General features: G+C 63.3%; 27 protein-coding genes and 3 pseudogenes. 12 read left to right on the top strand and 18 right to left on the bottom strand.

Features of this window, described 5'->3' with window-relative positions:
- Positions 1–56: 56 nt before the first annotated feature.
- Positions 57–1,712, bottom strand: coding sequence for a WG repeat-containing protein (locus GV818_RS22725; protein ID WP_161777588.1), 1,656 nt, complete (start codon positions 1,710–1,712; stop codon positions 57–59).
- 413 nt (positions 1,713–2,125) lie between these two features.
- Here GV818_RS22725 and peaA point away from each other — a divergent pair, with 413 nt between their 5' ends.
- The 4 genes from peaA to peaD all read left to right on the top strand — a co-directional run bounded on the left by peaA (position 2,126) and on the right by peaD (position 6,686).
- Complete coding sequence (peaA, locus tag GV818_RS22720; protein ID WP_161777587.1) at positions 2,126–3,706, top strand: quinohemoprotein amine dehydrogenase subunit alpha; 1,581 nt, start codon at positions 2,126–2,128, stop codon at positions 3,704–3,706.
- Positions 3,707–3,785: 79 nt separating this feature from the next.
- Entirely contained in the window at positions 3,786–5,219 is a 1,434-nt protein-coding gene (gene peaB / locus GV818_RS22715) for a quinohemoprotein amine dehydrogenase maturation protein (RefSeq protein ID WP_161759048.1), read from the top strand.
- 1 nt (position 5,220) lies between these two features.
- The gene (gene qhpC / locus GV818_RS22710; protein WP_025126299.1) at positions 5,221–5,544 is read left to right on the top strand and encodes a quinohemoprotein amine dehydrogenase subunit gamma; all 324 of its coding nucleotides are present in this window, start codon (positions 5,221–5,223) and stop codon (positions 5,542–5,544) included.
- A gap of 23 nt (positions 5,545–5,567) precedes the next feature.
- On the top strand, positions 5,568–6,686 hold the full coding sequence (gene peaD / locus GV818_RS22705) for a quinohemoprotein amine dehydrogenase subunit beta (RefSeq protein WP_161777586.1): 1,119 nt from the start codon (positions 5,568–5,570) through the stop codon (positions 6,684–6,686).
- A 64-nt stretch (positions 6,687–6,750) separates the two neighbouring features.
- Here peaD and GV818_RS22700 read toward each other — a convergent pair whose 3' ends face one another.
- Both GV818_RS22700 and GV818_RS22695 read right to left on the bottom strand, forming a co-directional pair.
- Positions 6,751–7,623 carry a hypothetical protein gene (locus GV818_RS22700; RefSeq protein ID WP_161777585.1) on the bottom strand — a complete coding sequence of 291 codons (873 nt, stop codon included), beginning with the start codon at positions 7,621–7,623 and terminating at the stop codon, positions 6,751–6,753.
- 29 nt (positions 7,624–7,652) lie between these two features.
- Positions 7,653–8,042, bottom strand: coding sequence for a hypothetical protein (locus GV818_RS22695; protein ID WP_161777584.1), 390 nt, complete (start codon positions 8,040–8,042; stop codon positions 7,653–7,655).
- A gap of 189 nt (positions 8,043–8,231) precedes the next feature.
- Here GV818_RS22695 and GV818_RS22690 point away from each other — a divergent pair.
- A pseudogene (locus tag GV818_RS22690) lies at positions 8,232–8,546 on the top strand (quinohemoprotein amine dehydrogenase subunit beta); the annotation flags it as partial.
- A gap of 106 nt (positions 8,547–8,652) precedes the next feature.
- Here the strand turns inward: GV818_RS22690 and GV818_RS22685 are convergent.
- The 3 genes and pseudogenes from GV818_RS22685 to GV818_RS22680 form a co-directional block, all read right to left on the bottom strand.
- A complete protein-coding gene (locus GV818_RS22685; protein ID WP_161759046.1) occupies positions 8,653–9,054 on the bottom strand; it encodes a lysozyme inhibitor LprI family protein in 402 nt (133 codons plus the stop codon).
- A gap of 40 nt (positions 9,055–9,094) precedes the next feature.
- A complete protein-coding gene (locus GV818_RS34535) occupies positions 9,095–9,544 on the bottom strand; it encodes a GFA family protein (protein WP_306108703.1) in 450 nt (149 codons plus the stop codon).
- A gap of 51 nt (positions 9,545–9,595) precedes the next feature.
- Positions 9,596–10,417: pseudogene (locus GV818_RS22680) on the bottom strand (ADP-ribosylglycohydrolase family protein); the annotation flags it as partial.
- A 155-nt stretch (positions 10,418–10,572) separates the two neighbouring features.
- On the opposite strand from GV818_RS22680, the gene GV818_RS22675 reads away from it, so the two are divergent.
- Positions 10,573–11,031, top strand: coding sequence for an SRPBCC family protein (locus GV818_RS22675; protein WP_161777582.1), 459 nt, complete (start codon positions 10,573–10,575; stop codon positions 11,029–11,031).
- 112 nt (positions 11,032–11,143) lie between these two features.
- Complete coding sequence (locus GV818_RS22670; RefSeq protein WP_161777581.1) at positions 11,144–11,947, top strand: aminoglycoside phosphotransferase family protein; 804 nt, start codon at positions 11,144–11,146, stop codon at positions 11,945–11,947.
- 343 nt (positions 11,948–12,290) lie between these two features.
- Here GV818_RS22670 and GV818_RS22665 read toward each other — a convergent pair whose 3' ends face one another.
- Positions 12,291–13,616: a PLP-dependent aminotransferase family protein gene (locus GV818_RS22665; RefSeq protein WP_161777580.1), complete on the bottom strand. Its 1,326-nt coding sequence runs from the start codon at positions 13,614–13,616 to the stop codon at positions 12,291–12,293.
- A gap of 89 nt (positions 13,617–13,705) precedes the next feature.
- Here GV818_RS22665 and GV818_RS22660 point away from each other — a divergent pair, with 89 nt between their 5' ends.
- Positions 13,706–14,335, top strand: a complete 630-nt coding sequence (locus GV818_RS22660; RefSeq protein ID WP_161777579.1) for a LysE family translocator — start codon at positions 13,706–13,708, stop codon at positions 14,333–14,335.
- Between the two features lie 25 nt (positions 14,336–14,360).
- The gene (locus GV818_RS22655; protein WP_161759040.1) at positions 14,361–14,705 is read left to right on the top strand and encodes an antibiotic biosynthesis monooxygenase family protein; all 345 of its coding nucleotides are present in this window, start codon (positions 14,361–14,363) and stop codon (positions 14,703–14,705) included.
- A gap of 55 nt (positions 14,706–14,760) precedes the next feature.
- Here the strand turns inward: GV818_RS22655 and GV818_RS34530 are convergent, their stop codons facing one another.
- The gene (locus GV818_RS34530; protein WP_256679513.1) at positions 14,761–14,892 is read right to left on the bottom strand and encodes a hypothetical protein; all 132 of its coding nucleotides are present in this window, start codon (positions 14,890–14,892) and stop codon (positions 14,761–14,763) included.
- On the opposite strand from GV818_RS34530, the gene GV818_RS22650 reads away from it, so the two are divergent.
- Entirely contained in the window at positions 14,891–15,124 is a 234-nt protein-coding gene (locus GV818_RS22650; protein WP_161777578.1) for a hypothetical protein, read from the top strand. The two genes, GV818_RS34530 and GV818_RS22650, sit on opposite strands and share 2 nt — an antisense overlap.
- Before the next feature lie 23 nt (positions 15,125–15,147).
- Here the strand turns inward: GV818_RS22650 and inhA are convergent, their stop codons facing one another.
- The gene (inhA, locus tag GV818_RS22645) at positions 15,148–15,834 is read right to left on the bottom strand and encodes an isonitrile hydratase (RefSeq protein ID WP_161777577.1); all 687 of its coding nucleotides are present in this window, start codon (positions 15,832–15,834) and stop codon (positions 15,148–15,150) included.
- A 92-nt stretch (positions 15,835–15,926) separates the two neighbouring features.
- On the opposite strand from inhA, the gene GV818_RS22640 reads away from it, so the two are divergent.
- On the top strand, positions 15,927–16,913 hold the full coding sequence (locus tag GV818_RS22640) for a GlxA family transcriptional regulator (RefSeq protein WP_161777576.1): 987 nt from the start codon (positions 15,927–15,929) through the stop codon (positions 16,911–16,913).
- 15 nt (positions 16,914–16,928) lie between these two features.
- Here the strand turns inward: GV818_RS22640 and GV818_RS22635 are convergent, their stop codons facing one another.
- The 9 genes and pseudogenes from GV818_RS22635 to GV818_RS22595 all read right to left on the bottom strand — a co-directional run bounded on the left by GV818_RS22635 (position 16,929) and on the right by GV818_RS22595 (position 24,478).
- Positions 16,929–19,367 carry an alpha/beta hydrolase gene (locus tag GV818_RS22635; protein ID WP_161759036.1) on the bottom strand — a complete coding sequence of 813 codons (2,439 nt, stop codon included), beginning with the start codon at positions 19,365–19,367 and terminating at the stop codon, positions 16,929–16,931.
- A 9-nt stretch (positions 19,368–19,376) separates the two neighbouring features.
- Entirely contained in the window at positions 19,377–20,819 is a 1,443-nt protein-coding gene (locus GV818_RS22630) for a TIGR01777 family oxidoreductase (RefSeq protein WP_161777575.1), read from the bottom strand.
- Positions 20,820–20,834: 15 nt separating this feature from the next.
- Positions 20,835–21,308 (bottom strand): hypothetical protein, encoded by a 474-nt coding sequence (locus tag GV818_RS22625; protein WP_161759034.1) that lies wholly within the window; start codon positions 21,306–21,308, stop codon positions 20,835–20,837.
- 98 nt (positions 21,309–21,406) lie between these two features.
- Positions 21,407–21,541, bottom strand: a pseudogene (locus GV818_RS22620) (alpha/beta hydrolase); the annotation flags it as partial.
- Between the two features lie 193 nt (positions 21,542–21,734).
- Complete coding sequence (locus GV818_RS22615) at positions 21,735–22,115, bottom strand: hypothetical protein (RefSeq protein ID WP_161759033.1); 381 nt, start codon at positions 22,113–22,115, stop codon at positions 21,735–21,737.
- A 102-nt stretch (positions 22,116–22,217) separates the two neighbouring features.
- Positions 22,218–22,685, bottom strand: coding sequence for a cysteine hydrolase family protein (locus GV818_RS22610; protein WP_161759032.1), 468 nt, complete (start codon positions 22,683–22,685; stop codon positions 22,218–22,220).
- A 70-nt stretch (positions 22,686–22,755) separates the two neighbouring features.
- Positions 22,756–23,124: a VOC family protein gene (locus tag GV818_RS22605; protein ID WP_161759031.1), complete on the bottom strand. Its 369-nt coding sequence runs from the start codon at positions 23,122–23,124 to the stop codon at positions 22,756–22,758.
- 165 nt (positions 23,125–23,289) lie between these two features.
- Positions 23,290–23,481 carry a hypothetical protein gene (locus GV818_RS22600; protein WP_161777574.1) on the bottom strand — a complete coding sequence of 64 codons (192 nt, stop codon included), beginning with the start codon at positions 23,479–23,481 and terminating at the stop codon, positions 23,290–23,292.
- Between the two features lie 382 nt (positions 23,482–23,863).
- Positions 23,864–24,478, bottom strand: a complete 615-nt coding sequence (locus GV818_RS22595; RefSeq protein ID WP_161777572.1) for a TetR/AcrR family transcriptional regulator — start codon at positions 24,476–24,478, stop codon at positions 23,864–23,866.
- A gap of 136 nt (positions 24,479–24,614) precedes the next feature.
- On the opposite strand from GV818_RS22595, the gene GV818_RS22590 reads away from it, so the two are divergent.
- Positions 24,615–25,805, top strand: coding sequence for an MFS transporter (locus GV818_RS22590; RefSeq protein WP_161759028.1), 1,191 nt, complete (start codon positions 24,615–24,617; stop codon positions 25,803–25,805).
- Positions 25,806–25,840 lie beyond the last annotated feature (35 nt).

Genomic DNA, 25,840 nt, shown 5'->3' with positions numbered 1-25,840 from the left:
ATCAAGCCCGCATCCTAACAGGCTTGATCGCAACCGTGACCGGTTCGCTCAGGGCCTCAGCCCTGGGCGTTGTCGCCTTCGCCCTGGTCTTCCACTTCGTCGGGTTGCGGGCAGTGGTCCTGAGGGTTGGCTGGCCACAGCACCTGGTCATGGCCGTCGTGCACCTGTTCGGCGCCGCAATCCACCTGGCTGACCTGGAAGCTCGGGGTGCCGTCCAGGCGATACAGGGCCTTGAGGCTGCGGGACTGGTCGTCGCCCATGCCTTCCACGGCATAACCGAAGATCGCGCCGCGGGCTTCGTCCACCACCAGTTCCTGCCACTTGCCGGGGATCAGCCGCTTGCCCTTGAGGTCGTACAGCGCCGAGGTGGCCAGGGCCGAGGTGTCATCGGTGGCCAGCAGGTAATGGCCGCTGTTATCCAGGCGGATGTCGACGTACTGGCCGGGCTCCAGCAGCACCTTGCCGCTGGCGTCCATCAGGCCCACGGTGCGCACTTGGGTGGCCTGGCCGAACAGGGTGGCCTGCTTGGTCGGGCTGTTGGCGGTGCTGAAGACGAACAGGTCGGCGTTGATCGCGCCGATCTGGGCGTAGGTGGGCTTGAACAGCTCGACGCCCTTGTCCACATCGAAGATGCCGAAGGTGGCGCTGAACACGTTCTGCAGCACCGCGACCTGGTTCAGCCCCGGCACCTGTCGGAACATGCCCAGAGGGCTGAAGCCGGCCGGGTCCGCCGAGTCATAGACTGGTTGCACCTTCCATTGGCCCTGGCGATCGATCACCCCGGCCTTGCCGGAGGTGCCGTCGGCATTCTTGGCGGTGACCAGCGCGCCCTGTTTGCCGAACACCTGGCAGCTGCCGAACTGGGCCTGGATCACCGTCTTGCCCTGGAAGTCCATGTAGCCGCAGGGGCTGTCGTATTTTTCCCGGAAGGCCACCAGGCCGTCTCCGGGTTCGCCCATCCAGTTGTAGGTGGCGGCGCTGATCAGCTGGGCCTTGGCATCGGCCAGGGCCTTGCCCTGTTCGGTGCTGACCACCAGATGCTGGTTGGCAAAGGAGTCGATGCTGTCGAAGTCGATCTTTTTCTGCTCGCCGGTCTTGAGGTTCAGCGCCCACTTTTCCTCGCCGCGCTCGGCAAGCATCCACCAGCCGCGCTTGGCGAAGTTATCGCGCACCATGCTGCTGTCATACACGGCGTCGGTCACCACCTCGCCCTTGGCGCTGAGGATGCCGCGCTTGCCGCCGATCTCGTAGACGATGAAATCGTCGTTGCCGCCCACGTACAGATCGTCGAAGCGCGGTGGCTGAATCTGCTTGCCGCTCTGGTCGAGGATGCCCAGCTTGCCGTCCTGGCCGTAGCCGAAATAGCCCGGGGTCAGCAGGCGCAGGTCGTCGGTGAAGGCCGCCTTGAGGGTCTGCTTGCCATCGGCGCTGCTGAGGTTCCAGGTACCGTCCTTGGCGAACAGGAACGTCTTGTCCAGGGGCAGGGCGACCACGGCGTCGTAGTCGTTGTCGGCGCTGATCAGCACCTTGCCGTCCTGGTCCAGCACCGCGCATTCGCCATTGGCGCAAATCGGCATGACCATGGCCGCCGGCGCGGCGGCCGCAGCGACGGCTGCGGTCTTGGGACTGGTTTCTTCCTTGCATCCGACCAGGGCCAGAGCAGACAACGAGAGGATCAGCGAGCCGAGACGGGCACTGGCGCTTCTATCCATGAACTTCAAGTTCCTTGTGATGAGGGGAGTACAGCGCGCCCCGTATGGCGGGGCGGGCAAAAACGCGGGTGATTCTGCGGTGCCGCTGGATAAATGCAAGAGCCAATTGCAAAGAAAACCATCGGTACAGCCGCACCGCCGGCCTGGCGGGCAGTCTTGGCGCTCGGTAATCGCTGTCTCAGACTGAGACGTTTGTCGCGAAATAGAACGTCGAGTAACACCCGGCCGTCCGCCATTGCTCGGCGTCGTCGCCCAAGTCATTGAATCCGGGGTTTTTTATAAGCTGGCACGCTCCGTGTATTGCATACCTGCAGACGTTTCTCTTGCCTCCATGTCCGAGCGTGCCGGGCATGGCAGAAACCATAAAAACGACTCGCTAAAAATAAGAAAGCACCGTGGGAGGTTCGACGTTGATGAAGAGAAGACTGCGCCTGAGGCTGAGCGCCAGCCTGCTGGCCATTGCCACCTGTAGCGCCTTGCATGCCCCTTCGAGTTTCGCCGCGCGCGATGCGCAGAGCATCCTCAAGGAAACCTGCCAGGGCTGTCACACCCCCGAGGCCGGGGAAGCCCTGAGCCGCATCAGCCATCAGCGCAAGACCCCGGAAGGCTGGCTGATGAGCATTGCCCGCATGCAGACCATGCATGGCCTGAAAATCAGCGATGACGATCGTCGCACCCTGGTCAAGTACCTGGCCGACACCCAGGGTCTGGCCCCCAGCGAGACCGACGACGTGCGCTACGCCCTGGAGCGGCGGCTGAACACCGTCGAGCACTTCGACGAGCAGACCACGCAGATGTGTGCCCGCTGCCACTCCGGCGCGCGGATCGCCCTGCAGCGGCGCCCGGCCCAGGAGTGGGAGCGCCTGGTGAACTTCCACCTCGGCCAGTGGCCGTCCCTGGAGTACCAGGCGCTGTCCCGGGACCGCGAGTGGTTGCCTAGCGCCCTCAAGGAAATGGTGCCCTTGCTGGCCAAGCGTTATCCCCTCGACAACCCGGCCTGGAAGGCCTGGCAACAGGCCCGTCCGCAAGCGGCGGCGCTGGCCGGGGACTGGAGCTTCAGCGGCCATCTGCCGGGCAAGGGTGAGCTGGCTGGGGTGATGAGCGTCAGCGCCGGGGACGGCGATCAGTTCAAGGTCAGCGTCAAGGGCCAGTACGCCGACGGCAGCCCGTTGAATGGCGAGGGCAGCGCGATCCTCTACAACGGTTATGAATGGCGTGGCAATGTCACCGTCGATGGTGTGGTCATGCGTCAGGTGCTGGCGGCCCAGGGCAGCGCGCTGCAAGGGCGGATGTTCGAGGCCGAGCACGACGAGCGCGGCCTCGACTTCATCGCCGCCAAGCAGGACAGCAACCGCCTCCTGGCAGTGCAACCGGGTTATCTGAAGGCCGGTGAAGAGGCCGAGGTGACCCTGGTGGGCGCGGGCCTCGCGGGCACTCCGAGCTTCGGCAAGGGGGTCGAGGTGGTGCAGGTGCTGGAGCAGAGCCCCGGGCGCATCCGCCTCAAGCTCAAGGCTGCCGCTGATGCCCAGCCGGGTGTACGGCAGGTCAGTGTCGGCAACCTCAAGGGTGTGACGCTGGCGGTCTACAAACATATCGCCGAGGTCAAGGTGGTGCCGGCATTCTCCGTGGCGCGGATCGGTGAAGGCGGCGGTTCGACGCCCAAGGTCCAGGGCCGCTTCGATGCCGAAGCCTGGGGCAAGGGCGTCGATGGCAAGCCGTACCGCATCGGCGTGGTGCCGGCGCAGTGGAAGGTCGAGGCCTTCGATGAGCAGGCGGCCAAGGATGAGGACGTGCGGTTCGCCGGCACCATGCAGGCGGACAGCGGCGTGTTCACCCCCGGGGATGCCGGGCCCAACCCGCAGCGCAAGATGTCCACCAACAACGCCGGCAACCTCAAGGTGATCGCCGCCGTGGATGACGCCGGCAAGGCCCTGACCGGCGAAGGCCACCTGATCGTCACCGTGCAACGCTGGAACAATCCACCCATTCCCTGAGTGCTGTTGAGTGCTACCGACCGATATTTTCAGGTAATCACCGCAGGCCCCGCAGCCGGGGCCGGCACAGGAGGTTGTAATGGGCGCCATTCTGAACCTGGTAGAGCGCAACCTGCACGAAGTGCAGGTGGACGCCAACCGCATGCTGTTCCACATCCCCAGCAGTTCGCTGTTCGCCAGCGATGCCCTGACCGGCAGCATCATCGATGCCTTGCGCGGGCCCGGCTGTAGCCCGCAAGACCTGATCCAGCGACTGGCGGGCGACTATGACGGCGCGGACGTCAGCGACACCCTGCGTGAACTGATCGCCCTGGAGCTGGTCAGCGACGGCTCGCCACTGACCCCGGAGATCGGCGTCAAACGGGTCGAACGCACCGCGATCAACACCGTGGTGCTCAACGTCAATACCGGCTGCAACCTGAGTTGCACCTATTGCTATAAGGAGGACCTGGACAAGCCCTCGGCGGGCAAGAAGATGGCCCTGGAAACCGCCATCGCCTCGGTGGAGATGCTGCTCAAGGAATCACCGGACGAGGAGCGTTTCACCGTGGTGTTCTTTGGTGGCGAGCCGCTGAGCAACCGCAAGCTGATCGAGGCCATGGTCGATTACTGCGAGCAGCGTTTTCGCGCGGCGGGCAAGTTCGTCGAGTTCGTCATGACCACCAATGCCACCCTGCTTACCGAGGAAGTGGTGGACTACCTCAATGCCCACCGTTTCGGGCTCTCGGTGAGCATCGACGGGCCCAAGACCGTGCACGACCGCAACCGCATCACCGTGGGCGGGCAGGGCACCTACGACGTGGTGCGACGCAAGGCGCAAATGCTCCTGTCACGCTACAACAGCCGCCCGGTGGGGGCGCGAGTGACCCTGACCACCGGGGTCACCGATGTCGAGACCATCTGGGACCACCTGTTCAACGAGCTGGGGTTTGCCGAAGTCGGTTTCGCCCCGGTGACCTCGGGGGACATCAGCAGCTTCAACCTCAGCAGCGAAGAGCTGATCGAGGTCTTCGCCAGCATGAAGCGCTTGGGGCAGCGTTACCTGGATGCGGCCCTGGAGCACCGCAATATCGGCTTCTCCAACCTGCACCAGTTGATCACCGACATCCATGAGGGCCACAAGAAAGCCCTGCCTTGCGGCGCCGGGCTGAAGATGCTGGCGGTGGATCACAAGGGCGAGCTGAACCTGTGCCATCGCTTCACCGGCTCGTCGTTGCCGACCTTCGGCAATGTGCTGGAGGGCGGGGTGAAACAGATGGAGCTCAACGACTTCCTGTCCCAGCGCCTGGACCGTACCAACACCGGCTGCGACAGCTGCCGGATCCGCAACCTGTGCTCTGGCGGTTGCTACCACGAGAGCTATGCGCGCTACGGCGACCCGGCGCACCCGACCTATCACTACTGCGATCTGATGCGTGACTGGGTGGATTTCGGCATCGAAGTCTACAGCCGGATCATGGCTCACAACCCTGCGTTCATCAGCAGCTACATCACTCCGCGCAAGGCTCACTGACATGAAGCATCTCAAGCCGATCAATAACAAAGCCCAGAAACTGGCCGAGGCCGCCGCCGAGGACCGTATCGAAGAAGTGCTGGCGATGAACTCCGTGGCCGGTTGCGCCTCGACCACCGACCCGGGCTGGGAAATCGATGCCTTTGGCGGTGTCTCGTCGCTTTGCCAGCCGATGGAGGCCGACCTTTACGGCTGCTCCGACCCTTGCTGGTGGCCGGCCCAGGTGCCGGACATGATGAGCACCTACCCCGACTGGAACAAGGACGCCCAGGCCTCCAACGACAACTGGCGCAACCTCGGCACCGTCTTCCCCAAAGACAAGTAACCGGACAGCACAAGGATTACAGCATGCGAGCTATCACAGTGTGCGGCCTGGCCGCCGGCGCGGTTCTCAGCGCCTGTTCTTTCACCGCCCTGGCCGATGAGGCCCTGGCCCTGAACAGTGGTCATGAATACATGGTGACCACCAATTATCCGAACAACCTGCACGTCCTCGACCTGGCCACCGACAGCCTCTACAAGACCTGCAAGATGCCCGACGCCTTTGGCCCCGGCACCGTGCAGCTGTCGCCGGACCGCAAGATTGCCTACGTGCTGAACAACCACTATGCGGATGTCTACGGCGTCGAGCTGGACAGCTGCAAGCAGGTGTTCCACGCCAGCATCACCCAGCAGCCGGGAGAGAAGGCGCGCTCGATGTTCGCCTTCACCGTCAGCCACGACGGCAAGGAGTTGTACACCGTGGCCAACCCGACCGTGCTGCTCAATGATCGCTACGAGGTCAAGGAGCCGCGGCTGGATGTCTACGCCACCGATGCCGGGCTCGACGCCAAGCCTGTGCGCAGCTTCCCCGCACCACGGCAACTGACCATCATGCAGAGCGGCGACGACGGCACCCTGTATGTGGCCGGACCGGACCTGTACAAGGTTGACGTGAAGACCGGCAAGTTCGAGGTGCTGATCCCCAGCCGGCACTGGAAACGTCCGAACTACAGCGCTCCGGACGTGCTCTACATCTGGAACCAGCAGACCTACCGCCACGATTTCTCGCTGCTCTACACCGCGGCGAAATTCAAGGACAAGCAGCAGGACCCGGCGACCGCCGAGCCGCTGTACGGGCTGTTCAGCATTGACTTGAAGACCGGCAAGACGGAAACCACCGACTTCGGCCCCTTGACCGAGATCTACTTCAGCGGCATGCGCTCGCCCACGGACCCGAACCTGATGTACGGCGTGCTCAACCGCCTGGCCAAGTACGACATCAAGCAGAAGAAACTGCTCCAGGCCGCGACCCTGGAACACTCCTACTACTGCCTGTCGTTCAACAAGGCCGGGAGCAAGATCTACCTGACGGGGACCTTCAACGACGTGGCGATCTTCGACGCCGAGAGCCTGGCGCAGGTGGGCAAGATCACCTTGCCCGGTGGCGACATGGCGGCCACCACGACGCAGATCTTCATTCGTTGACCAAATGCAAGAGCTACTTATTAGAGTAAGTAGCTTTTGGCAAAAAACTTCATGAGGTGAGGTTTCAGCAGTCGAAAATATTTCTACTGATCTGACGAAGGCGATTATTTTTGTTGATTACTCTGTAGAAGAAATAATTATCAAAAGTTATTTTTCTTTCGAGAATGGTGTGTTCTGTGCTTTTATCTTTTTCCATGATGATCTGTTTGAAACTATGAACAGGCTCGTCGTTCTCATCTGTAGTGAATTTGTGGTCAGTAAAGTACATGCTGATTGATGGTCGATCTTGTAGTTTTTCTTTTGCTATTATTTGTCCGGTTTTTGCGGTGAAAAAAAGGCTTGTGTTTTGTATTTTTTCTACAATTTCGGTGTTTCCAATGAACTGATAGCTTATGTTGGTGCTGTGAGCCATGTGTAGAAAGGCATAAGGTAAGTTGAATTTGTTTATATGGCGATAATATATTCCTTCCGCCTGTTTGAAGTTTTTGAGCATTTTGGTGAATAGGTTTTCTGAGAGTTTTATTCCGCAAATGCTCGTGGCGAAGCTGTATAGAGTTTCGCTGTGTTCGAGTATTATTTCTTTTAGGTAATCTGAATCTTTCCCAGAGCCTCTTTTAGCATTGCCAGAAAAGGAAAGTGGTTTTGAAAAAGGGCATGAGAGGTAGCTTGCTTCATCATATAGACCAAAATCTTTAATCGAGTGTTGGTAGTGTCGGCCATGGAGGGGCATGGCCGAGCCATTTTTCTCTGTCTTGCCATCATTGTAGAGATTGATAATTGTGATTGGGTTACTGCAGCCAGGGCAGTATGCAAAATAGCGTTTCTTATCGCCTATTGTTTGATAGTAGGGATGACTTTCTTTCGTGTCTTGTTCAAAGCTCCGAACTGAAAGCTCTATAAATTCATCTGCAGTCTGTGAGAGTTTGTAGTATTTCATCTTGAGCTCGCTTTACGGTATTTTTGAGTTTATAGATTGCGCCATGTATTGTTAGGGGCATCGCTCCATGCTTTTGTATAGTCTGCTTCGGATGGAGGTATCAGGTTGAACCAGTTATAGCTGTAAACACTCTCTCTCAGTGCGGGAATCTCCGACTCATGCTGAAAGCCGCTGCCCGGTAATCCTGACTCTGAGTTGACTACAAGGACTGTCAGTGGTGGTAGAGAGTTCTGTTCACAGAAAAACATGATGTGCCCGAGTTGTCTCCCCAAGGTGCCTGAGCCGTTGTATCCCAAAAGCTCTGCAAGGTTTGAGTAAGTCATTATCTGGCGGTTATGAGATTTTGAAACCAATATTTGCCAAATTTGCATTGCGCGAACGGGAAGGCGTGGTGCGTTAGAGAAAAACTCTATGGACATGTTCTATTCCTTTAGTTTGATTGCTTTTAAAGTGTGCGGTTTGTGTTGGTGGTTTCTGGACTTTGGACTTTGTTTGTTGCTCTAGAAGTAATGAAGAAGTGTGTGACTTATTATTGGTAATGAAGGCTACTATTTTGCCATTACTCTGTCTATGTTCTTTGCTTTGCTCATAACGCTGAGCAACTGGTAGAAAGTACCCACTTCGGACTATTGGCCGAAATCTACTTCAGCGGCATGCGCTCGCCCAAGGACCCGAACCTGATGTTCGGCGTGCTCAACCGCCTGGCCAAATACGACATCAAGCAGAAGAAGCTGATCCAGGCCGCGACCCTGGAGCACTCCTACTACTGCATTTCGTTCAACCAGGCGGGGAGCAAGATCTACCTGGCGGGGACCTTCAACGACGTGGCGATCTTCGATGCCGAGAACATGCAGCAGATCGGCAAGATCACCTTGCCCGGCGGCGACATGGCAATCACCACGGCGCAGATCTTCGTGCGCTGACCTTGTCTGCAGCTACCGGCTCCTGCTGTAGGAGCCGGCTTGCCAGCGAACAGGCCCGCGCAAGCTGAGGGGGGCCTTACTGGTGCTTTCGCGGGCGAGCCCGCTCCTACTGGGCGGGTACCGGGCAGCTCAAGTCGCCTTCCTGGCACTTGAGGTAAGTCTTGAACGATGCCACCCGGGCCTTGGTCAAGGCCGTGGTGCAGTTGCTGTAGACCAGTGGATAAACACTGCCGCCTTCCACTCCTGACGCAGAGAAACTGCACTCGGCATCCCTGAATGCCACCCAGGCACGCTGGGCGCTGACCAGCAGTTTCTTGGTTTGCGGCTGGTCTTGCAGGCGTTGGTTGATCTGCTGGTACAGGCTGTTGAGCTCCTTGTCCGCGGCCTGGAACTGCCGGCCGGCGCACTGGTTCATGTCGGTCTGGGTGTTGGCGCTGTCGCACTCGTCGGCCTGGGCCAGCGGGGCGAGCAGCAACGGCGCAAGGGCCAGGAACAGGATTGGACGCATAGGAAGTCTCGCTATTGGGCAATGAGCGTGGGAGGCAAGTCTAGCCGCGGCTTGGCGGCCACTCGGGCCAGCTGTCCAGGGTATCGTGGGCCAGCCACGGCACGTCGTGGGAGGTCCAGATGTGCACCTGCGGGGTCAGCCCCGGATCATCATCCAGGGTGGCTACCCGCAGGATCACGTGGGGTTGCCCCGGCCGCTCCGCCAGCAGATGAGAACCGCAGACCGAGCAGAAGTGCCGCAGCTTGCCGGGTGATGATTCATAAGTGCTCAGCCGCTCCTGGCCCTGGGTCCACTGGAAGTGCTCGCGCATGACCCCGGCGGTGGAGGCGAAGGCTGCCGCGTGGGCTTTGCGGCAGGTCTGGCAGTGACAGTGGCCGATGGGCATGTCCAGGCGCGCGACCCGATATTGCACGGCCTTGCACAGGCAACTGCCGTGCAGTGGCCGGGGTTGCCCGTGGCGTTGCGCGGCCAGCAGCAGGTCGTCGGCCATGGCTTGAATCTCCTCGCTCATGTGCAGTTTCGCCAGCCAGTGCCGCGGTATCCCTTGAACCCCGTAGAAGGCCCCGGCCAACTGGCCGACGATGGCGGCCGTGGTGTCCGCGTCGTCGCCCAGGTTGGCGGCGGCGAGCACCGCCTCGGCGTAGCTGTCGCTGTGCTGGAAGCACCACAACGCGGCTTCCAGGGAGTCGACGCAATAGCCGTTGCCACGAATCTGTTCGCGGGTCTTGTCCAGGTAGCGGCCCTGGGCCAGGGCGATGACCTTGGCTTCGCCAAAGCCCGGGTCAGCGAGCTGTTGCAGTTGGGTTTTATCCGCGCCGCTCAAGGCCTTGGCGATCAACCCGGCGAACAGCTGGCAGCACTCCACGGCTTCGGCCGCGCCATGGGTGGTGCGCGAGCTGGCGCCGGCAAACTCGCGGACCCGGGCCAGGTCGGGGTAGTGAAACAGCACCACCGGTGCCAGGCGCATCAGCGAGCCGTTGCCGGCGGTCTGCGGGTCGCTTGAGCCGGCAAAGGGCTGGCCATGTTCCTGGAAATCGCTGAGGGCCTGGCGCACGGTCATGCCAATGTCGAAGCACTCGCCAGTGGCGCTGAGGTAGCCCCATTGCCACCAGTTGAGGTAGCGGCCCATCTGGTCGGCGGCGTCGAAGCCGTCCTTGCGCAACAGGCTTTCAGCCAGGCACAGGGCCATGGAGGTATCGTCGGTCCACTGTCCCGGCGCCAGGTTGAAGGGGCCGCCACCCTGCATGTCGGTCACCGCCGGGAACGAGCCCCGCGGCTTGAATTCCGCCGTGGTGCCCACGGCATCGCCACAGGCCAGGCCCAGCAGGCTGCCACGGTAGCGATCGGAAAGGGTTGGGGGCATGGCTCGTCCTTGAGAAGGAATTGACGGGCGACATTAGCATTTTTTTCTGTCCGCCCGGGCGTCCCTGGTGCTTGACGCAGAGCCCTGGCCGATCGTGCAACTTGCCGGTTGCGATAGCGCTCAGGCGGTCTAGTGTTGATCACTGGAGGTGTCCTATGAACTCATCAGATCGCATCGAAAGAAAGATTCTGCTCAAGGCCAGCCGGGCTCAGGTCTGGGCTGCGCTGAGCCAGGCCGAAGCCTTTGGCGAATGGTTCGGGGTGGCCCTGCAAGGCCAGCGTTTCACACCTGGCCAGCGGGTCCGCGGGGCCATTACCTATCCCGGGTATGAGCACCTGACCTGGGACGTCATGGTCGAACAATTGCTGGTGGACGAATTGTTCTCCTTCAGCTGGCATCCCTACGCCATTGATCCACAACAGGACTACTCGACGGAGCCCACGACCCTGGTGCGATTCGAACTGGAGGAACGCGGCGACAGCACCCTGCTGCGGGTGACCGAATCGGGGTTCGATGGCGTTCCCGCAGAGCGCCGGCTCAAGGCCTTTCGCATGAACAGCCGGGGCTGGGAAGAGCAGATGAGCCATATAGAAAACTACTTGCAGTTGCGCTGAGGGCGTCAGTGGCTAGCGCCAATCTACAAGCGGCAAGTGGCAGATAGAGCTTGAAGCCGCCAGCGTGTAGCTCGAAACTTGCCGCTTGCCGTCGCTTCTCACGAGCCTTTGAATGTTTGAACCCTATGTACAACGTTGGTGCCTGGTGCCCGATGGCGATGCCATTGTCACGCCGGGCAGTCGCTTGTTGCCGGTGCGCCTGGAAGATGGCGCGCCGGCGATGTTGAAGATCGCCCTGAATGAGGATGAACAGGCCGGCAACCGGCTGATGGCCTGGTGGGCCGGGGAGGGTGCTGCGCGAGTCTATGCCCAGGAGGATCGGGCTTTGTTGATGGAGCGTGCCCAGGGCCCGCGCTCGTTGATGCGCATGGCTCTGGCTGGCCAGCACGATGAGGTCAGCCATATCGTCTGCGCCACCCTGGAGCGCCTGCACGCTCCGCGTCCGCAACCCTTGCCACCGCTGGTGCCTCTGGATCATTGGTTCAAGGATCTGCATGAGGCCGCGCGGCAGCAGGGCGGCCTGTTCCTCGAGAGCCAGGCGGTGGCGGAGCAATTGCTGGCCGCGCCGCAGGATGAAGTGGTGCTGCACGGTGATGTGCACCACGACAACCTGTTGGACTTTGGCCAGCGCGGCTGGCAGGTGATCGACCCGAAGCGGGTGCGAGGCGAGCGCGGTTTTGATTTCGCCAACCTGATCTGCAACCCGCAACTGCCCAGTGCCACCGACCCGGCGCGTTTCACTCGGCAGGTGCAGATCATTGCCAAGGCCGCCGATCTGCAACCGCGACGCTTGGTGCAATGGGTGCTGGCCTTCAGCGGTTTGTCCGCCGCCTGGTTTCTCCAGGACCAGCACCCGCCCGGCGCTCATCACCAGCTCAAGCTCGCGGCTTTGGCGGTTCAAGCGCTGCAGAGCTGAGATCAGGGTTTTCGGAAGTGATGCATGGCGAATGTCTTACACGCAGTGCTAGCTAATGCGTCTTTTTGTCCGATGACTTTGTGTTTAATCTTCTTTCCCACAACTGCAGCGCAGGAAGCGCTCAGGATCAAGGAAGGTCGACCATTAGCACGGATGCTGCAGACAGGAAGTCATAATGGTCTTGGAAAAAACCCGCTTCGGCGGGTTTTTTTTCGTCTGCTGTTTGCGCAGGCGGGTGGCGCTGCAGGGCATTGTTGCAGGCGCGGCCCGGCGGCGTGTCGCTGTCGGCAAAAGGGTGCGGACGATGGCCTTCACCGACAAGCCGGCGCCTGCACCAGGGCACTCAGCGGGTGACTTCGTTGCGCACCTTCTCCAGGGCCTGCTGCAGCAGCGTCAGGCTGATGGAGCCCAGGGCCACCCGCAGGGCCTGGGGCACATGCACGGTGGTGGCAAAGGGTTCGGCAGAGGTGACGGTCACCCCTTGGCGCTCCAGGGCCGCGACCACCTCGTCGGCGCGCAGGCCTTCCGGCAGTTTCAGCCAGAGAAAATAGGACGAAGGGTGGGCGAGGAACTCGCAGCCTTGCAGTACCCGACGCGCTAGCGCCTGACGGGCCCGGGCATCGATGCGTTTCTGTTCCTCCAGGCTGTCCACCAGCCCCGACTCGATCCAGCGACAGCCCAGGGTCACGGTCAGCGACGGGGTGCTCCAGGTGGACACGCGAATCGCCCGTTCCAGGGCCGGAATCATTTCCAGGGGCGCGACGATAAACCCCAGGCGCAGCCCGGAAGCGACGCTTTTCGACAACCCGGAAATATACAGGGTGCGCTCCGGGGCCAAGGTCTGCAGTGGCTTGGGTGCAGGTTCGGCAAGAAAGGCGTAGGCACCGTCTTCGATCAGCAACAGGTCGTGATCACGGGCCAACTGCGCCAGGCGCTGGCGTTCGCCCAGGGGCATCACCGTGCCCAGCGGGTTGTGCAGGGTTGGCATGCAATACACCGCCCGCACCGGGCGCCGACGACACAGGGCCTGCAGCGCATCCAGGTCCATCTGGCCATGGCTTTGTGGCAGTGGTTCGAGGTCCAGGCGATGGACCTGGGCCAGGGTTTTCAGCCCCGGGTAGGTGAGGGCATCCACCGCCAGGATGTCACCCGGTTGCAGCAGCGCCAGCAGGCTCACCGCCAAGCCTTGTTGGGCGCCGTTGACGATCAGTACCTGCTCGGCGCCGACCCGGACCTCGCGGTTGCGCAGGTGCCGGGCCGCGGTCTGGCGCTCATGGGGGCGGCCGCCTTGAGGCGCGGAGTGCAGCAGGGCATCGAGGTCGCCGGAGGCGGCTATCGCACGCAAGCCTTCGCGCAGGCTTTCTGCCTGGCCGGGCAGGGACGGGTAGTTGAACGCCAGGTCCACCGAGGAGGCACTGCTGGGGTGCTGTTCCAGGCCCATGCCCCGGGGCAGGCTGGTGTCGCGCACGAAGGTCCCGCGGCCTGCTTCGCCCACCACCAGGCCGATGGCTTCCAGTTCGTGGTAGACCCGCAAAGCGGTAGCCAGGGCCACGTGCTCCTGGCTCATCAGGGCCCGCACCGTGGGCAATTGCGTGCCGGGCGCAAGCTGCCCGGCGCGGATGCGTTGGGCGAAGTGATCGACGATGGTCTTGTAGCGAGTCCGGCGCATGAGGGCAGCCCTGTGTATCTAGAACACTTTTTTGTTTGTATCAGGTCAGCGCCCTAATCTAGCGTCTTTCCTGCTGGAGCGCTGCCGCTATGTTGGACCTGGCCACCCTGACGATTTATATCGGTGCGGTACTGCTGTTGTTGCTGTCGCCGGGGCCGAACATGGCGTTCGTCATCAGCCACGGCGTGGCCTATGGCTGGCGCGGCGGCGTGGCCTCGGGGTTAGGCATCGGCGTGGCGGACATCTGCCTGACCCTGCTGACCGCCACCGGTGTCACCGCGCTGGTCGCCGGCTGGCCGCTGTCCTTCGAGCTGATCCGCTACGCCGGGGTTGTCTATCTGCTATGGCTGGCGTGGAAAGCCCTGCGCACTGGGGCAGGCCCGAGCCTCGCCGAGACCGCGCGGGTGCCGCTGGCCACGGTATTCGTGCGGGCCCTGTGCAACAGCTTGCTGAATCCCAAGGCGCTGCTGTTCTTCATGGTGTTCCTGCCGCAGTTCGTCCAGCCCGCGCACGGCAGCATCGCCCTGCAATTGATTCTGCTGGGGCTGGTGCTGACCCTGGTCAGCGGCATCTTCCACACCACCCTCGGGGTGTTCGGTGCAGCCCTGAGCCGTGGCTTATCCACCACCTCTCGCTTTGCCCGGCTGCAATCCTGGCTGTTGGCGGCGGTATTGCTGTTGCTGGCCTTGCGCCTGGTGTTATTGACCCAGCCGGTCTGAATCCTTACCCCAACGGAGTTCGAGCATGTACATCGCCGCCTTTATCTATAAACCGGGCCAGCGCGACGAAGAGTTCCACCGTCTGAGCGCGATCATCGATGAAATCGCGATCAGCCTGCCAGGCTTTGTCGGCACGCAATCCTGGACCTCGGCCGATCAGCAGTTGATCAACGCCAGCTACTACTGGGAGGACGAGGCGTCGATCCAGGCGTTTGCCCGGCACCCGGCGCACCTTGAGGCCAAGCGCCAATACCAGCGCTGGTACGCCGGTTACCAGGTGGTGATTTCCAAGGTCGAGCGGGCTTATGGCGACGGGGCGATTACTCAATTGCTGGCGAACAACCGTCACGGCGAGGTGGCTCGGGCCTGATCGGTGTGGGCAAGAGGCGGCCATTGTGGTGCAATGGCCGACTTTTTTTCAGGCTCTAGATCATGGACGAGACCCGTTTTTCCTCTGCCGCAACCTTCGGCGCCGTTCCATGCTTGCTGCGGACCAGCAGGGCCAAGGCGAAGTCATTGAGTCGGCCAGCCAGCTTATGGTCCGTGGTGCTGGGCATGGCGTCGTTCCCTGCATGGGGACTGGGCGGCCACTCCTCCTGCCAGGGCCCCAACTGCCCGGGCCTGGTGGAGACCTTGGGCTTTTTGGTCGCGGCCTTTGTCCTGCTCAACGTGCTGGGCGCGCTGTGGATGATAGGGCGGAAAATCAACTCGATATGGCGGCGTTGGCGTTATCCACAGGCCAGCGTTGCTGCAGAGCAACCCACCCCGGACGACCCGCCGTCCCATTGAGCCGGACGGCGGTGCTCGTCTTGTCAGGTCTGTTGCAGGCGCTGCGCTGCACGCAAGGTAATCTCTCGGCGTTTTTGCAGTGACTGCGCGCTGCTCGCCCGGACTTGCTGGACCACGCTGGCGGGCGCGGTGTCGGGGCTGCCGGCGTTGAACGGTGGCGCCGGGGCGTACTCCAGTTGCAGTTGCACGCGCTGCGCGCTGGCGCTGTCGAACAGTTCGCCGGCCAGGGTCAGGGCGAAGTCGATCCCCGCGGTGATACCGCCGCCCGTCAGCAGATTGCCGTCACGCACCACACGCTCACGCACCGGCATGGCTCCCAGCAGCCCGAGCAACTCGTGATAGGCCCAGTGCGTGGTGGCGCGCTTGCCCTGCAGCAGGCCGGCGGCGCCGAGCACCAGGGCACCGGTGCAGACCGAGGTCACATAGCGCGCCTGGGCCGCATGCTGGCGGATGAAGTCCAGGGTCTGTGGGTCCTCCATCAGCGCCCCGACCCCGGCACCGCCGGGGATGCAGATCACCTCCAGGGGCGGGCAGTCATCGAAGGTGGTGGTGGGTTGCAGGATCAGGCCGGAGCTGGCGCGGATGGGCGCAAGGTCCTTCCACACCAGGTGCACTTGCACCTCCGGCAACGCGGCCAGCACATCGTGGGGGCCGGTCAGGTCCAGTTGCTGAACCTCGGGAAACAATAGAAAACCGATCTGCAGTGCCATTGCCTGTTCCTTGTGTCGATGAGGTGGACGGCTTGACTCTAGCGTTCTAGGATTTGGCGCATACGCCAACCTGCCCTCGGTTTACGCCAATCATGCCCGGCACTGCAAAAAACCTGTTTGTCCTGGCCTTTGCCAATGCCCAGTTGCTCGATGTCACCGGGCCGCTGCAGGTGTTCGCCTCGGCCAATGATCGGGCCCGCGGCCTGGGCCTGCCCTTGCCCTACCAGCCGCGGGTGATTGCCAGCCCGGGCGGGGCAACGCTGACCTCATCGGGGTTGGCGTTGTTGGCCGATCCACTGCCGGCAGCGGAGGAGGCCTGCGACACCTTGATCATCTCCGGTGGCTGGGGGGTCTACAAAGCGGCCAAGGACCCAGAGCTGGTGGCCTGGATTGCCGCCCGGGCGAAGGCCTCGCGGCGCGTGGCGTCGGTGTGCACCGGGGCTTTTCTGCTGGCGGCCAGCGGTTGCCTGGACGGGCGCCGGGTGGCGACCCACTGGACCCGTTGCGAGCAACTGGCTGAGGCCTATCCGCAGCTGCGAGTGGAGGCCAATCCGATCTTCATCAACGATGGCCCGGTGTGGACTTCGGCCGGGGTCACCGCCGGCATCGACCTGGCCCTGGCCCTGGTGGAGGCTGACCTGGGTCGTGAAGCGGCGCTGGACGTGGCCCGGCAACTGGTGGTGTTTCTCAAGCGTCCGGGGGGCCAGTCACAGTTCAGCGTGACCTTGTCGCTGCAGAACAGCGGCGGGCGTTTCGATGCGCTGCACAGCTGGATCGCCGAGCACCTCAACCATGCACTGACGGTGCCGGTGCTCGCCCAGCAGGCGGCCATGAGCGAGCGCAGTTTCGTCCGTCATTATCGCGCTGACACCGGCCAGACCCCGGCCCGGGCGATTGAACTGATCCGCGTGGAAACCGCGCGACGGCTGTTGGCCGACACGGGTTTGCCGATCAAGCGCATCGCCGTGCAATGCGGTTTCGGCAGCGAGGAAACCTTGCGCCGCAGTGTGCTGCGGGCCCTGGGCGTAACCCCGCAGGCCTACCGCGAACGTTTCGCTACGGCTCCGCAATCTGGCTGATCCCGCGGGCCGCGCTCACTCTTCCAGCAGGCTCAGTCGGCCATCCTCATAGCGCACTTCACGGCCGAGCCAGGCCGGGTCCACCTGGGGCAAAACCGCCGACGGCTTGCGCAACTCGCGCAGCAGGGTCGAGCCGTGTGACAGGCGCCCGCCCATGCGGGCGATCACCGCCCGGGCCTGCTGGTAATGGGCGTAGCGCCCAGGATCGAGGGTGTCCTCCAGCAGAATGTCGACCCCCAATCGGCCTTGGGCCTGCCCCGGATAAATCATGAACCCGCTGGCCTGTTCACTGCCTTCGCGACCGTCCTGCCAGAAGCTGCCGCCACGGTTGCGCACATGCTCATGGGGGGCGAACCAGTAATCGCGATCAGCCTCGGGCAGCGCATGGTGCAGGCGAAAGAAAATCCGCATCAGGTTGTCCCGGTACCACTCGCGCACTTGCAGGTAGTAACCACGCAGGCCCGGCAAACCCAGGCGGTGGGCCAGGGCGATGCTCGGGCTCCAGCGGGGGAAGGCTTGCAATGGCAGGTCCGCGCAGTGCGGGCGCGGAGTGCCGGGGTCGGTTTCCCAAGGCAGGCGATGGGGGCTGTTTTCCAGGTTGTCGTAGGCCGTCGGCGGACGCCCCAGCAACGCGCCACCGCTGCTGGCCAGGGCGGTGGCGATGCACAGGTTGCCCTGGACCACGAACACGTAGAAACGGCTGAACCAGTCCGCCAGTTGCTGGCCGTCGGCGCCTGCGTTGTGCAACTGCGCCAGTTCCTCATCGAAGCGCCGCAGGCCGCGCTCCAGAGTCAGCAGGTGGCCCCGGGCGATGTGCTGCATGCGTAAGAAACGCGGCAGTGAACGCAGCAGGCGCAGTGGGCGCAAGGGCAGTGCCGGGGTCGCTCCGCCGACTTCGCCGGCATAGCTGGAGGAGGGCAGGCCCCAGTCGGCGAGGCGCGCCAGGAACAGATCATTGTTGATGTAGGAGGCGCCGTCGAACACCGCGGTGAACGGCTCGTTGTCCTGCAGCACCCGGGCGTCCCAGCGTGCCATGATCGCCGGAATGCTCGCCGCCGCCCGGCGCTGGCCGTACTCGACAAAGCGGCTGGGCTGCGGCGGCAGGATCTCGGCGATGTTGGCTGCGGTCAGGTGCCGGCGCCAGCCGTAGTCGCTGATGGGGCGGTATTGCAGCAGCCACAATTGCTGGCCGTCCCAGGCCCATTCGATGTCCCCGGGGACGTAATGGAAGACCTTCAGCACCCCTTGCAGGAAGTCCCACAAGGCACTGGCGCTCAAGCCCTGGGTGGTGGCGAACGTACCGCTTTGCCAGGCTGCACCGAGGCGCGAAAGCACTGCCCGCTGCGGGCTGACCTGACCGTCGGCGAGGCTTTCCAGATGGCCTTCGACCCACTCCAGCTCGACTGCCAGATGACGTACGAAAGCGATCCCCGACAGGCTCGGCTGGATGAAGCGCTGCACCACCACTTCCTCGACCCCGGCGTCCCGCAGTTCAGTGATCCGCGCCGCGACATCAACGCTGGCGACCCGCAGATAGGTGGTGCTCAAGCCGGCATTGGCCGAGTCGGCCTGGTCTTCGCCGTAGCTCGACGAGCGCACGGCCCACAAGGCGTGCGGCTGGCTGCCGAGCAAGGCCGGCAGGCGCGAGTCGCTGGCGCTGTCCAGGGACAGGGCACTGGGCACCGGCTGGCCCGCCAGCTCGGCCAGGCGCAGGCGCCCGCCCTTGGTGTGGGCGACAAAACCGCTTGCAGCGGACTCCAGCCAGGCAACGAATTCGCCGGGCTCATCGATCCACGGGTAATGGCCCCAGCCCGGCTTGAGGCTGATCTTCAGGTCGGCGCGAGCGAGGATCGCCGACCAGGCGGCGGCCTGGGCAATCCCCAGCATCCGGTCCTGATCACCCCAGACCAGTTCCACCGGGTCCTTGATCCACTCCAGCAGCGGCAGCGCGGTGTCGGCCCGCAGTTGATCCCACAAAGGCACGAACGCCCGGCAGCGGGCATAACCCGAGCCCATGCGCTGGTAGTGTTCCTGGGTCCAGCGCTGACGGGAAAACTTGTGCGCGAACCACTTCGGCTTATGGCTGAGCAAGCCATGGATCAACAGGCGCGCCGGCAGCGGCGACATCAGCGCCGGCAAGCGCCGCTGCCAGAGAAAGGCCCCCACCGGCGCCAGCAATACACTGCGCGAGAAATGCCCGGGGCGGCGTTGCAAGGCGTGCAGCACGAGCAACGCGCTGACCCCTACCGCGACGATCGCGTTGCCCGGTTTGGTCATGCCCAGCAGTGCTTCGGCGTATTCGCCCAGATCGTTGCAGGGCGCTTGCGGATTGTCGCCAAACCCCGGCAGCTCCAGGGCTTGCACCTGGTAGCGGTGGAAATGCAACACGGCGTCGTCCCACCAGTCGGCGGCGCTGCCATTGCCCGCCAGCAGGTACAACAGGGGCTTGCTCATCGACAATCCTCAGGTCAGGTCGCGCAGGGCGGCGTCCAGGGTCGGGTAGCGGAAGCGGTAGCCAGATTGCAGCAGGCGCGCCGGCACCACGTGCTGGCCGTCGAAGAACAGCTCGGCCATTTCCCCCGCCAGGGCGCGCACCGGGGCGGCCGGCACATGCAGCCACACCGGGCGCTTGAGCACCTTGCCGGCGGTCTTGGCAAAGGTGCCCTGGCTCACCGCTTCCGGCGCCACCATGTTGTACGTGCCGGCCAGGGACGAGTCGTTCATGGCCCGGGCGATCACTTGCAGCACATCGTCGCGATGCACCCAGCTCATGATCTGCCGGCCGTCGCCCATACGCCCGCCAAAGCCGAAGTGGAAGGGCATCAGCAAGGGTTTCAGGGCGCCGCCGGGACCGAACACGATGCCTAAGCGCAGGACCACCTGACGCACGCCGAAGCGGGTCGCCGGTTCCGCCGAGGACTCCCAGCGGGCACACAGGTCGGCCATGAAGCCTTCGCCGCGCTCGGCGTTTTCATCCAGGGTCTGGCTGGCGTCGCGCACGCCGTAGAAGCCGATGGCCGAGGCTTGGATCCACAGTTCCGGCTTGTGCTGGGCGTGTTGCAGCCAATTGAGCAGGGCCTCGGTGGTCCCCACCCGGCTGGCCAGCAGTTGCGCCTGGCGCTTGGCCGACCAGCGCGGTCCGGCCACCGGCGCACCGGCCAGGTTGATGATCACGTCGAAGACCTCGCCGTGGCCGAGCTTGCTCAGGCTGCGCAGGCAGCGCGCGCGCCCATCGAACAGGTAGGCGGCGCGCAATGGGTCGCGGGCCAGCACGCTGACGGTGTGCCCGGCATCCAGCAGTTGGTTGACCAGGGTTTCACCGATGAAGCCGGTGCCGCCGGTGACCAGCACCCGCTTGCCGCTGCCACCGGTAAAGGGATTGGCGCCCTGGCCCTGGCGTTGCAGGCGCAGGGCGGCCAGGCCGTCGCGAATCCCCGAAGCCGTGACGCCGACGGCGAACAGGCTCAGCGCCCAGCCTTGCCAGCCCAGGTCAAGCGGGCTCAAGGCGCTGGGCAGGCGTGACCATTCCAGCAACTGCAAGCCGTACAGGGCGAAGAATGCCCCGGCGTTGATCGCCAGCACGGTGTGCATGATGCGTTCGATGGCCGGCAGCTTGCGGCTGCGATCCTCGACCACGAAGTCCCACAGGGTCAGGCCGATTTCCAGGGCGAACAGCACGGCGATCACCAGGGCCCAGATGCCCTGGAACGCCAGGTGGGCGATGCCCATGAACAGCACCCCGTAGAAGCACGAGCGCAGGGCATGGATGCTCAGTTCCTTGCGGGCGCTGTGGCGTTGCGGCAGGGCCACGGTGAGTTCGTGATGGTAGATGGTATCCAGGGCGCCGAGCACGCCCTGGGCGAGCAACAGGGCGATAGCCCACTGCAGGATTGGCAAATCAGCCACGATGGTGAAGTCCTTTTACGAGGGAAGGCGAGAAGTACGGCGGTCGTTGCGGTACAGCCACAGCAAGGGCGGCAGCAAGACCAGCAGGGCGAAACTGTCGACCCACAGGTGGGCGGTCATGTGCATCTGCCAGGACAGCCACATGTCCTGGGGAGCCCACAGCAGGATGCCGGCCATCAGCCAGGCCCAGGCTGCCGGGCTGCGCAGGCGGTCGCCCAGGTGCACCAGGGCCAGCAGATACAAGGCGTAGCTTTGCAGCGTGGCGCCGAACAAACCCAGCCACCAGATCTGCTGGGCCCGGGCCGGGGCAGGCGCGGCGGCGCCCCAGAAGGCCTGTTCGATGCTGCTGAGGTAGTCGTTGAACAGTGCGCTGTGGCCGGCCCAGGCCAGCAGCAGGCCGGCCAGCAAATGGCCGACGCCGGCGGCGTACAGCCAGAGCACCAGGGCTCGGCGCAGGCCGGGCCGGGAAGAAGGGGCGGCAGATAACATTCCATGTCCTGTGGGGGGTCGAGGCCGCGAAGTGTACCGATTTTTCCCTGCTTACAGTGCGCTTGTTGCTCGGTTTGTGGGCGGCCTCAGCCGTCTTGCAGCATCTCCAGCCGGTCCTGGACCAGGGCCGCCTGCTGCCCGGAGCGCATGACCTGCTCGCGGACAAAACACGTCGGCCCGTAGCCGTGCAGATAGGGCACGATCACCCGATAGCCGCGTGCGGCCAGGGGCGGATCGGACCGAGAAACCCTCGCTGCAACTCGCCGCCAGGGGGCAGCGAATCGTACTGGGTATCCTGATCGACATAGAACACCTCGCTGATGGCTGAACACCGGGCGGTAGTGATCGTCGGCGGCGAAACCCCGCACGGGATTGAGGGCGCGAGTCTTGGCCGGGGCGCCACCGGCAGGGGATGAAAACCGATGCTCAGGCTTGCTGCAGACCTTGAGCATCACGCCAGTAGAGGGTGCTCTCGTACTGGAAAGAGAGGATGAATCGCGCCTCGCAAGTGTCGGCGATCTGGCTCAGCAACCGCTGGATTTCATCCAGCGAAGAGTGCCCGTCAGGCTCCGGCCCCTTGATTCTCAGGTAGCAGCGCAGGCCCACGGCGAAGCTGCAGCCTTTACGGTCCTCAGCGTAGATTTGGTTGTCCCCGGAGCTGTCTTTGCAACTTAGGGTCATCCCCGAAGGGAAGCGTGCCTCGATGCCATTGGCTGGATCCGCTTCCAGGGTGCCGTTGCAGTGTTCGATGGCTTGCCTGAGAAGTGCGCTGTCCAGGTGCCTGTCGGCTTCAAGATGCAGATCCATTCCCATGATTTTTCCTGTGTGCGATCGGCTCTTCAGCGTCAAGATTCTATCTTTGGTTCTCGGCCGTGGCAGCGTGCATGTGCCCGCAAGCCGGCAGGGGCGCTAGCGCAGCAACTCGTCAGTGGTGGTCAGGTGCTTGAAATGATGGCGCCACAGATCGACCCCCAACTGGCCGCTGCGATCCAGGGACGAACCCACGGTCAGGTCGGTGATCAGGGTCGGCTGCAAGCCGGCATCGAACAGGGCAAAACCTGCCGCCAGGACGCAGGTGTCGGTCTGGATGCCGCACACCAGTACTCGCTCTGGACTCAGGCTTTTCAGGTAGTCGAGGATCTCCGGCGTCGGTCCATAGCCGTGCTTGATAAAGACTTGTTCGGCGGCCACCAGGCTGTGATCGTCTGCCGCCGGTTGCCAGCCCAGTTGGCGGGCGAACGGCGTGCGGCTTTCGTCGTGGCGCTCCACGGTGGCCACTGAGGGCATGCGCCCGAGCAGTCGGTTGATGCCCTCCACCAGCCATTGCGGCGGGTTGAAGCACGGTTGCACATCAATGATCAGCAAGACCTGCTGCATGGTGTTCTCCTGGTAACGACAGCTTTGACCGCAGAGCGAAACGCGCGCCAGTTTGCCGGGGAAATCTACTTCAAGCGAGCGTTGCCGGTTGGCGCAGACCGATGCAGTTGCCCCACGGATCCTGCACCTGGCAGATCAACTCGCCGTCGCCAATAGCCATCGGTCCACGGTAGAGGCGCCCTCCTAGGGCCGTCAGGCGCTGCAACTGCGCCGGCAGGTCGGTTACCCGCCAATACACCACCGAGCCTGCCGGGCCCTGGCCGACCTTGGCATCGGCCGCGACGATCTCGATGGCGATGCCGTCGATCTGCAGATGGCCGAAGTCATCGGGCGCGTGGACGATGCGCCGCGCCTGGGGGAACGCTTGGGCGTACCAGTCGGTGGCGGCGCGCCAGTCGGAGGCGTGAATCATCACCGCGATAATTGGCGAGTCGGGCATGGCGGGAATTCCATTTCAGGCCGCAACGGGGGCCGGCGGCGCTCAAGGTTGCCAGACACTCTTGTCGCCGCTCAAGCGCCGGTCGAGAAAGCTCGCGGCGCTGATCAGCGCCACTTGTTGGGCGAAGGATAGCTGCATGGGGCGTTCCTTTATCAGGGCGCGTGTTCAGCCTTTCAGAGCAACGCAGGTGTCCATCGGCGAGCGCAGCTTCAGCGGCCTGCTAAAAGCACAGGCCTGGTTGGTCAGGCCGGCGATGTGCATGTTCATCTGGTGGAAATGGTTGCTCAGGTCCTGTTCCTGGCGCTGTTCGATAAAATGCACCGATAGTAGTTCGGCGAACTGGCTGTGAATGATCACCGAGTCGGTGACCTCGACCAGCAGGTTGCAGCGGTCAAGATCCCCGGGGTGATCAGCTAGGCGGCTTGCTCACTCAGGGGCAGAACGCACTGGGCGAAATTGGAGACGATCAGCTGCGAACAGAAGAGCCGGTCCTCATCAATGGTCTGCCCCGGTCTTGATGGCCTCGATCAGCCCCCGCCATCATCCACCAACAGCGCCGCGTGGCTGTAGCCGGAGCCGGTGGCGGACTGGAGCAGGCTGTGCCGGGCAGCGTTGCGGCTGAGCAGAATGTCGCCCACCTGAAGTCTTGAACCATCGAGTGAAAAACAGGTGGCTGCCGGTTGGGGAGCGCGCCTGGCAAAGCGGTCCATGGAGTTTTCACGTTGAGGCAGGGGGTATTTCAGTGGTTGGCCCTGGCGTGTGGAGCGTCGTTACGGCGTAAACCGCGCAGGAGCAGTTGCAAGCCGACCAGGCTCTCTTCAAGTTTCTGTGCCGGTTGCGGTGCATTGGCAATCCACAGGGCGGCCTCCACCAGGGCGCCGTTGATCAGGCGCGCCATGGCCCGTGGCGCGACCGGTTCGATCACTTGGGCCTGGATCAGCTGGCTCAGGAGGGCGCCAAGGGTGTCGATGCACTGCTCCTCGCTCGCCTGGCTGGTATCACTCAGTAGCGCCCGTGCATCCTGCAACACGATGCGCTGGATTTCCGGTTCCAGGGCCATCTGCAGGTAGGCCTGACAACGTTGGCAGAACGCTTCCCATGGATCGTCAACCTGGCTGGAAATCGCCTCCAGGCGCTGATCCATCTCGGTATCGATCTGTTGCACCACGGCCGCCAATAACCCCAGCTTGTCACCGAAATGGTGATACAGCGCGCCCCGGGTCAGGCCGGCTTCGGCGGTCAGTTCGTCCATCGATGCCTTGGCGTACCCCTGTCGGGCAAATGCCTGGCGGGCGCTGGCAATCAACTTGGCGCGGGTTGCTTCGATCATTTCGGCGCGTGGGCGGCTGCTCATGAGGTTCGGATCTCCACTCGATGAAGGGTTGACATACGCTGCGTATGTTCGCATGATTTTTCACATACGAGGCGTATGTATTTTTACTGCAGGGCCACTTTGTGGCAAGTTGCAGCCCCCCAAGGAGTCGTTGTAAATGGCCAACCCCTATCGTGAATTGTTCAACGCCCCCGGCAGCCGGGCGTTTGTCCTGGCCGGGATGGTCGCGCGCATGCCGATCTCCATGACCGGTATCGGTCTGATCACCATGCTGGCGCAACTGCATGGCGGTTACGCCCTGGCCGGTGGCGTAGCGGCGACCTTTGCCCTGGCCACGGCCCTTTGCGCGCCCCAGGTCTCGCGGCTGGTGGACCGCTTCGGCCAGGGCCGGGTGCTGCCCCTGGCTGCCGGCCTGGGGGGCGGAGCGCTGCTGGCACTGCTGTTGTGCACGCGCTTGCAGGCGCCGTACTGGACGCTGTTCGTGTTTGCCGCCCTGGCCGGTTGCATGCCCAGCATGTCGGCCATGGTCCGGGCCCGCTGGACCGAGCTGTACCGTGGCCAGCCGCAGTTGCAGACCGCCTATGCCCTGGAATCGGTGCTCGACGAGGTTTGCTTCATCATCGGCCCGCCCTTGTCGGTGGGGCTGTGCGTGGTGCTGTTTCCCGAGGCCGGGCCGCTAGCGGCGCTGCTGATGCTGGCCATCGGGGTCAGTGTGTTCGTCCTGCAAAAGGCCACCGAGCCGCCGGTGCATCCCCACGCAGAGGGGCAGGGTGGCTCGATCATCCGTTCCGGGGAGATTCGCCTGCTGGTGCTGCTGATGTTGGCCATGGGCATCATTGTCGGGGTCGTCGATGTGGTCAGCGTGGCCTTTGCCCAGCAACAGGGACAGCCGGCGGCAGCGAGTATCGTGCTCTCGGTGTACGCCATCGGTTCGTGCCTGGCCGGCATCGTCTTCGGTGCGCTGAAACTCTCGATCCCGTTGCCACGGCTGTTCATGTACGGCGGCATCGCCACCGCGGTCACCACCCTGCCGTTGCTGCTGGCGAGCAACATCCTCGGCCTGGCCCTGGCGGTGTTCGTTGCCGGGCTGTTTTTTGCCCCGACGCTGATTGTCGCCATGGCCCTGGTAGAGCGCATCGTACCGGCGGCCAAGCTTACTGAGGGCCTGACCTGGCTGGTCACCGGCTTGAGCATCGGGGTGGCCCTGGGGGCCGCCGGGTCCGGGGTGCTGGTGGACCATTTTGGCGCACGCAGCGGGTTCTGGCTGGCCTTGGTCGGCGGTGTGGTGGTGCTCGGTGCGGCGTTGCAGAGCTATCGACACCTGAGCCGGGGTGAGCCGGCGGACTAATTTGTCCGGCCCGTGCCGCGTTTTCCTTAACAGAT

Source organism: Pseudomonas sp. Fl4BN1, assembly GCF_009908285.1.
GTDB lineage: Bacteria > Pseudomonadota > Gammaproteobacteria > Pseudomonadales > Pseudomonadaceae > Aquipseudomonas.
Note: the sequence above shows the minus strand (reverse complement) of the source record. Positions and strands in the feature narration are given on the sequence as shown.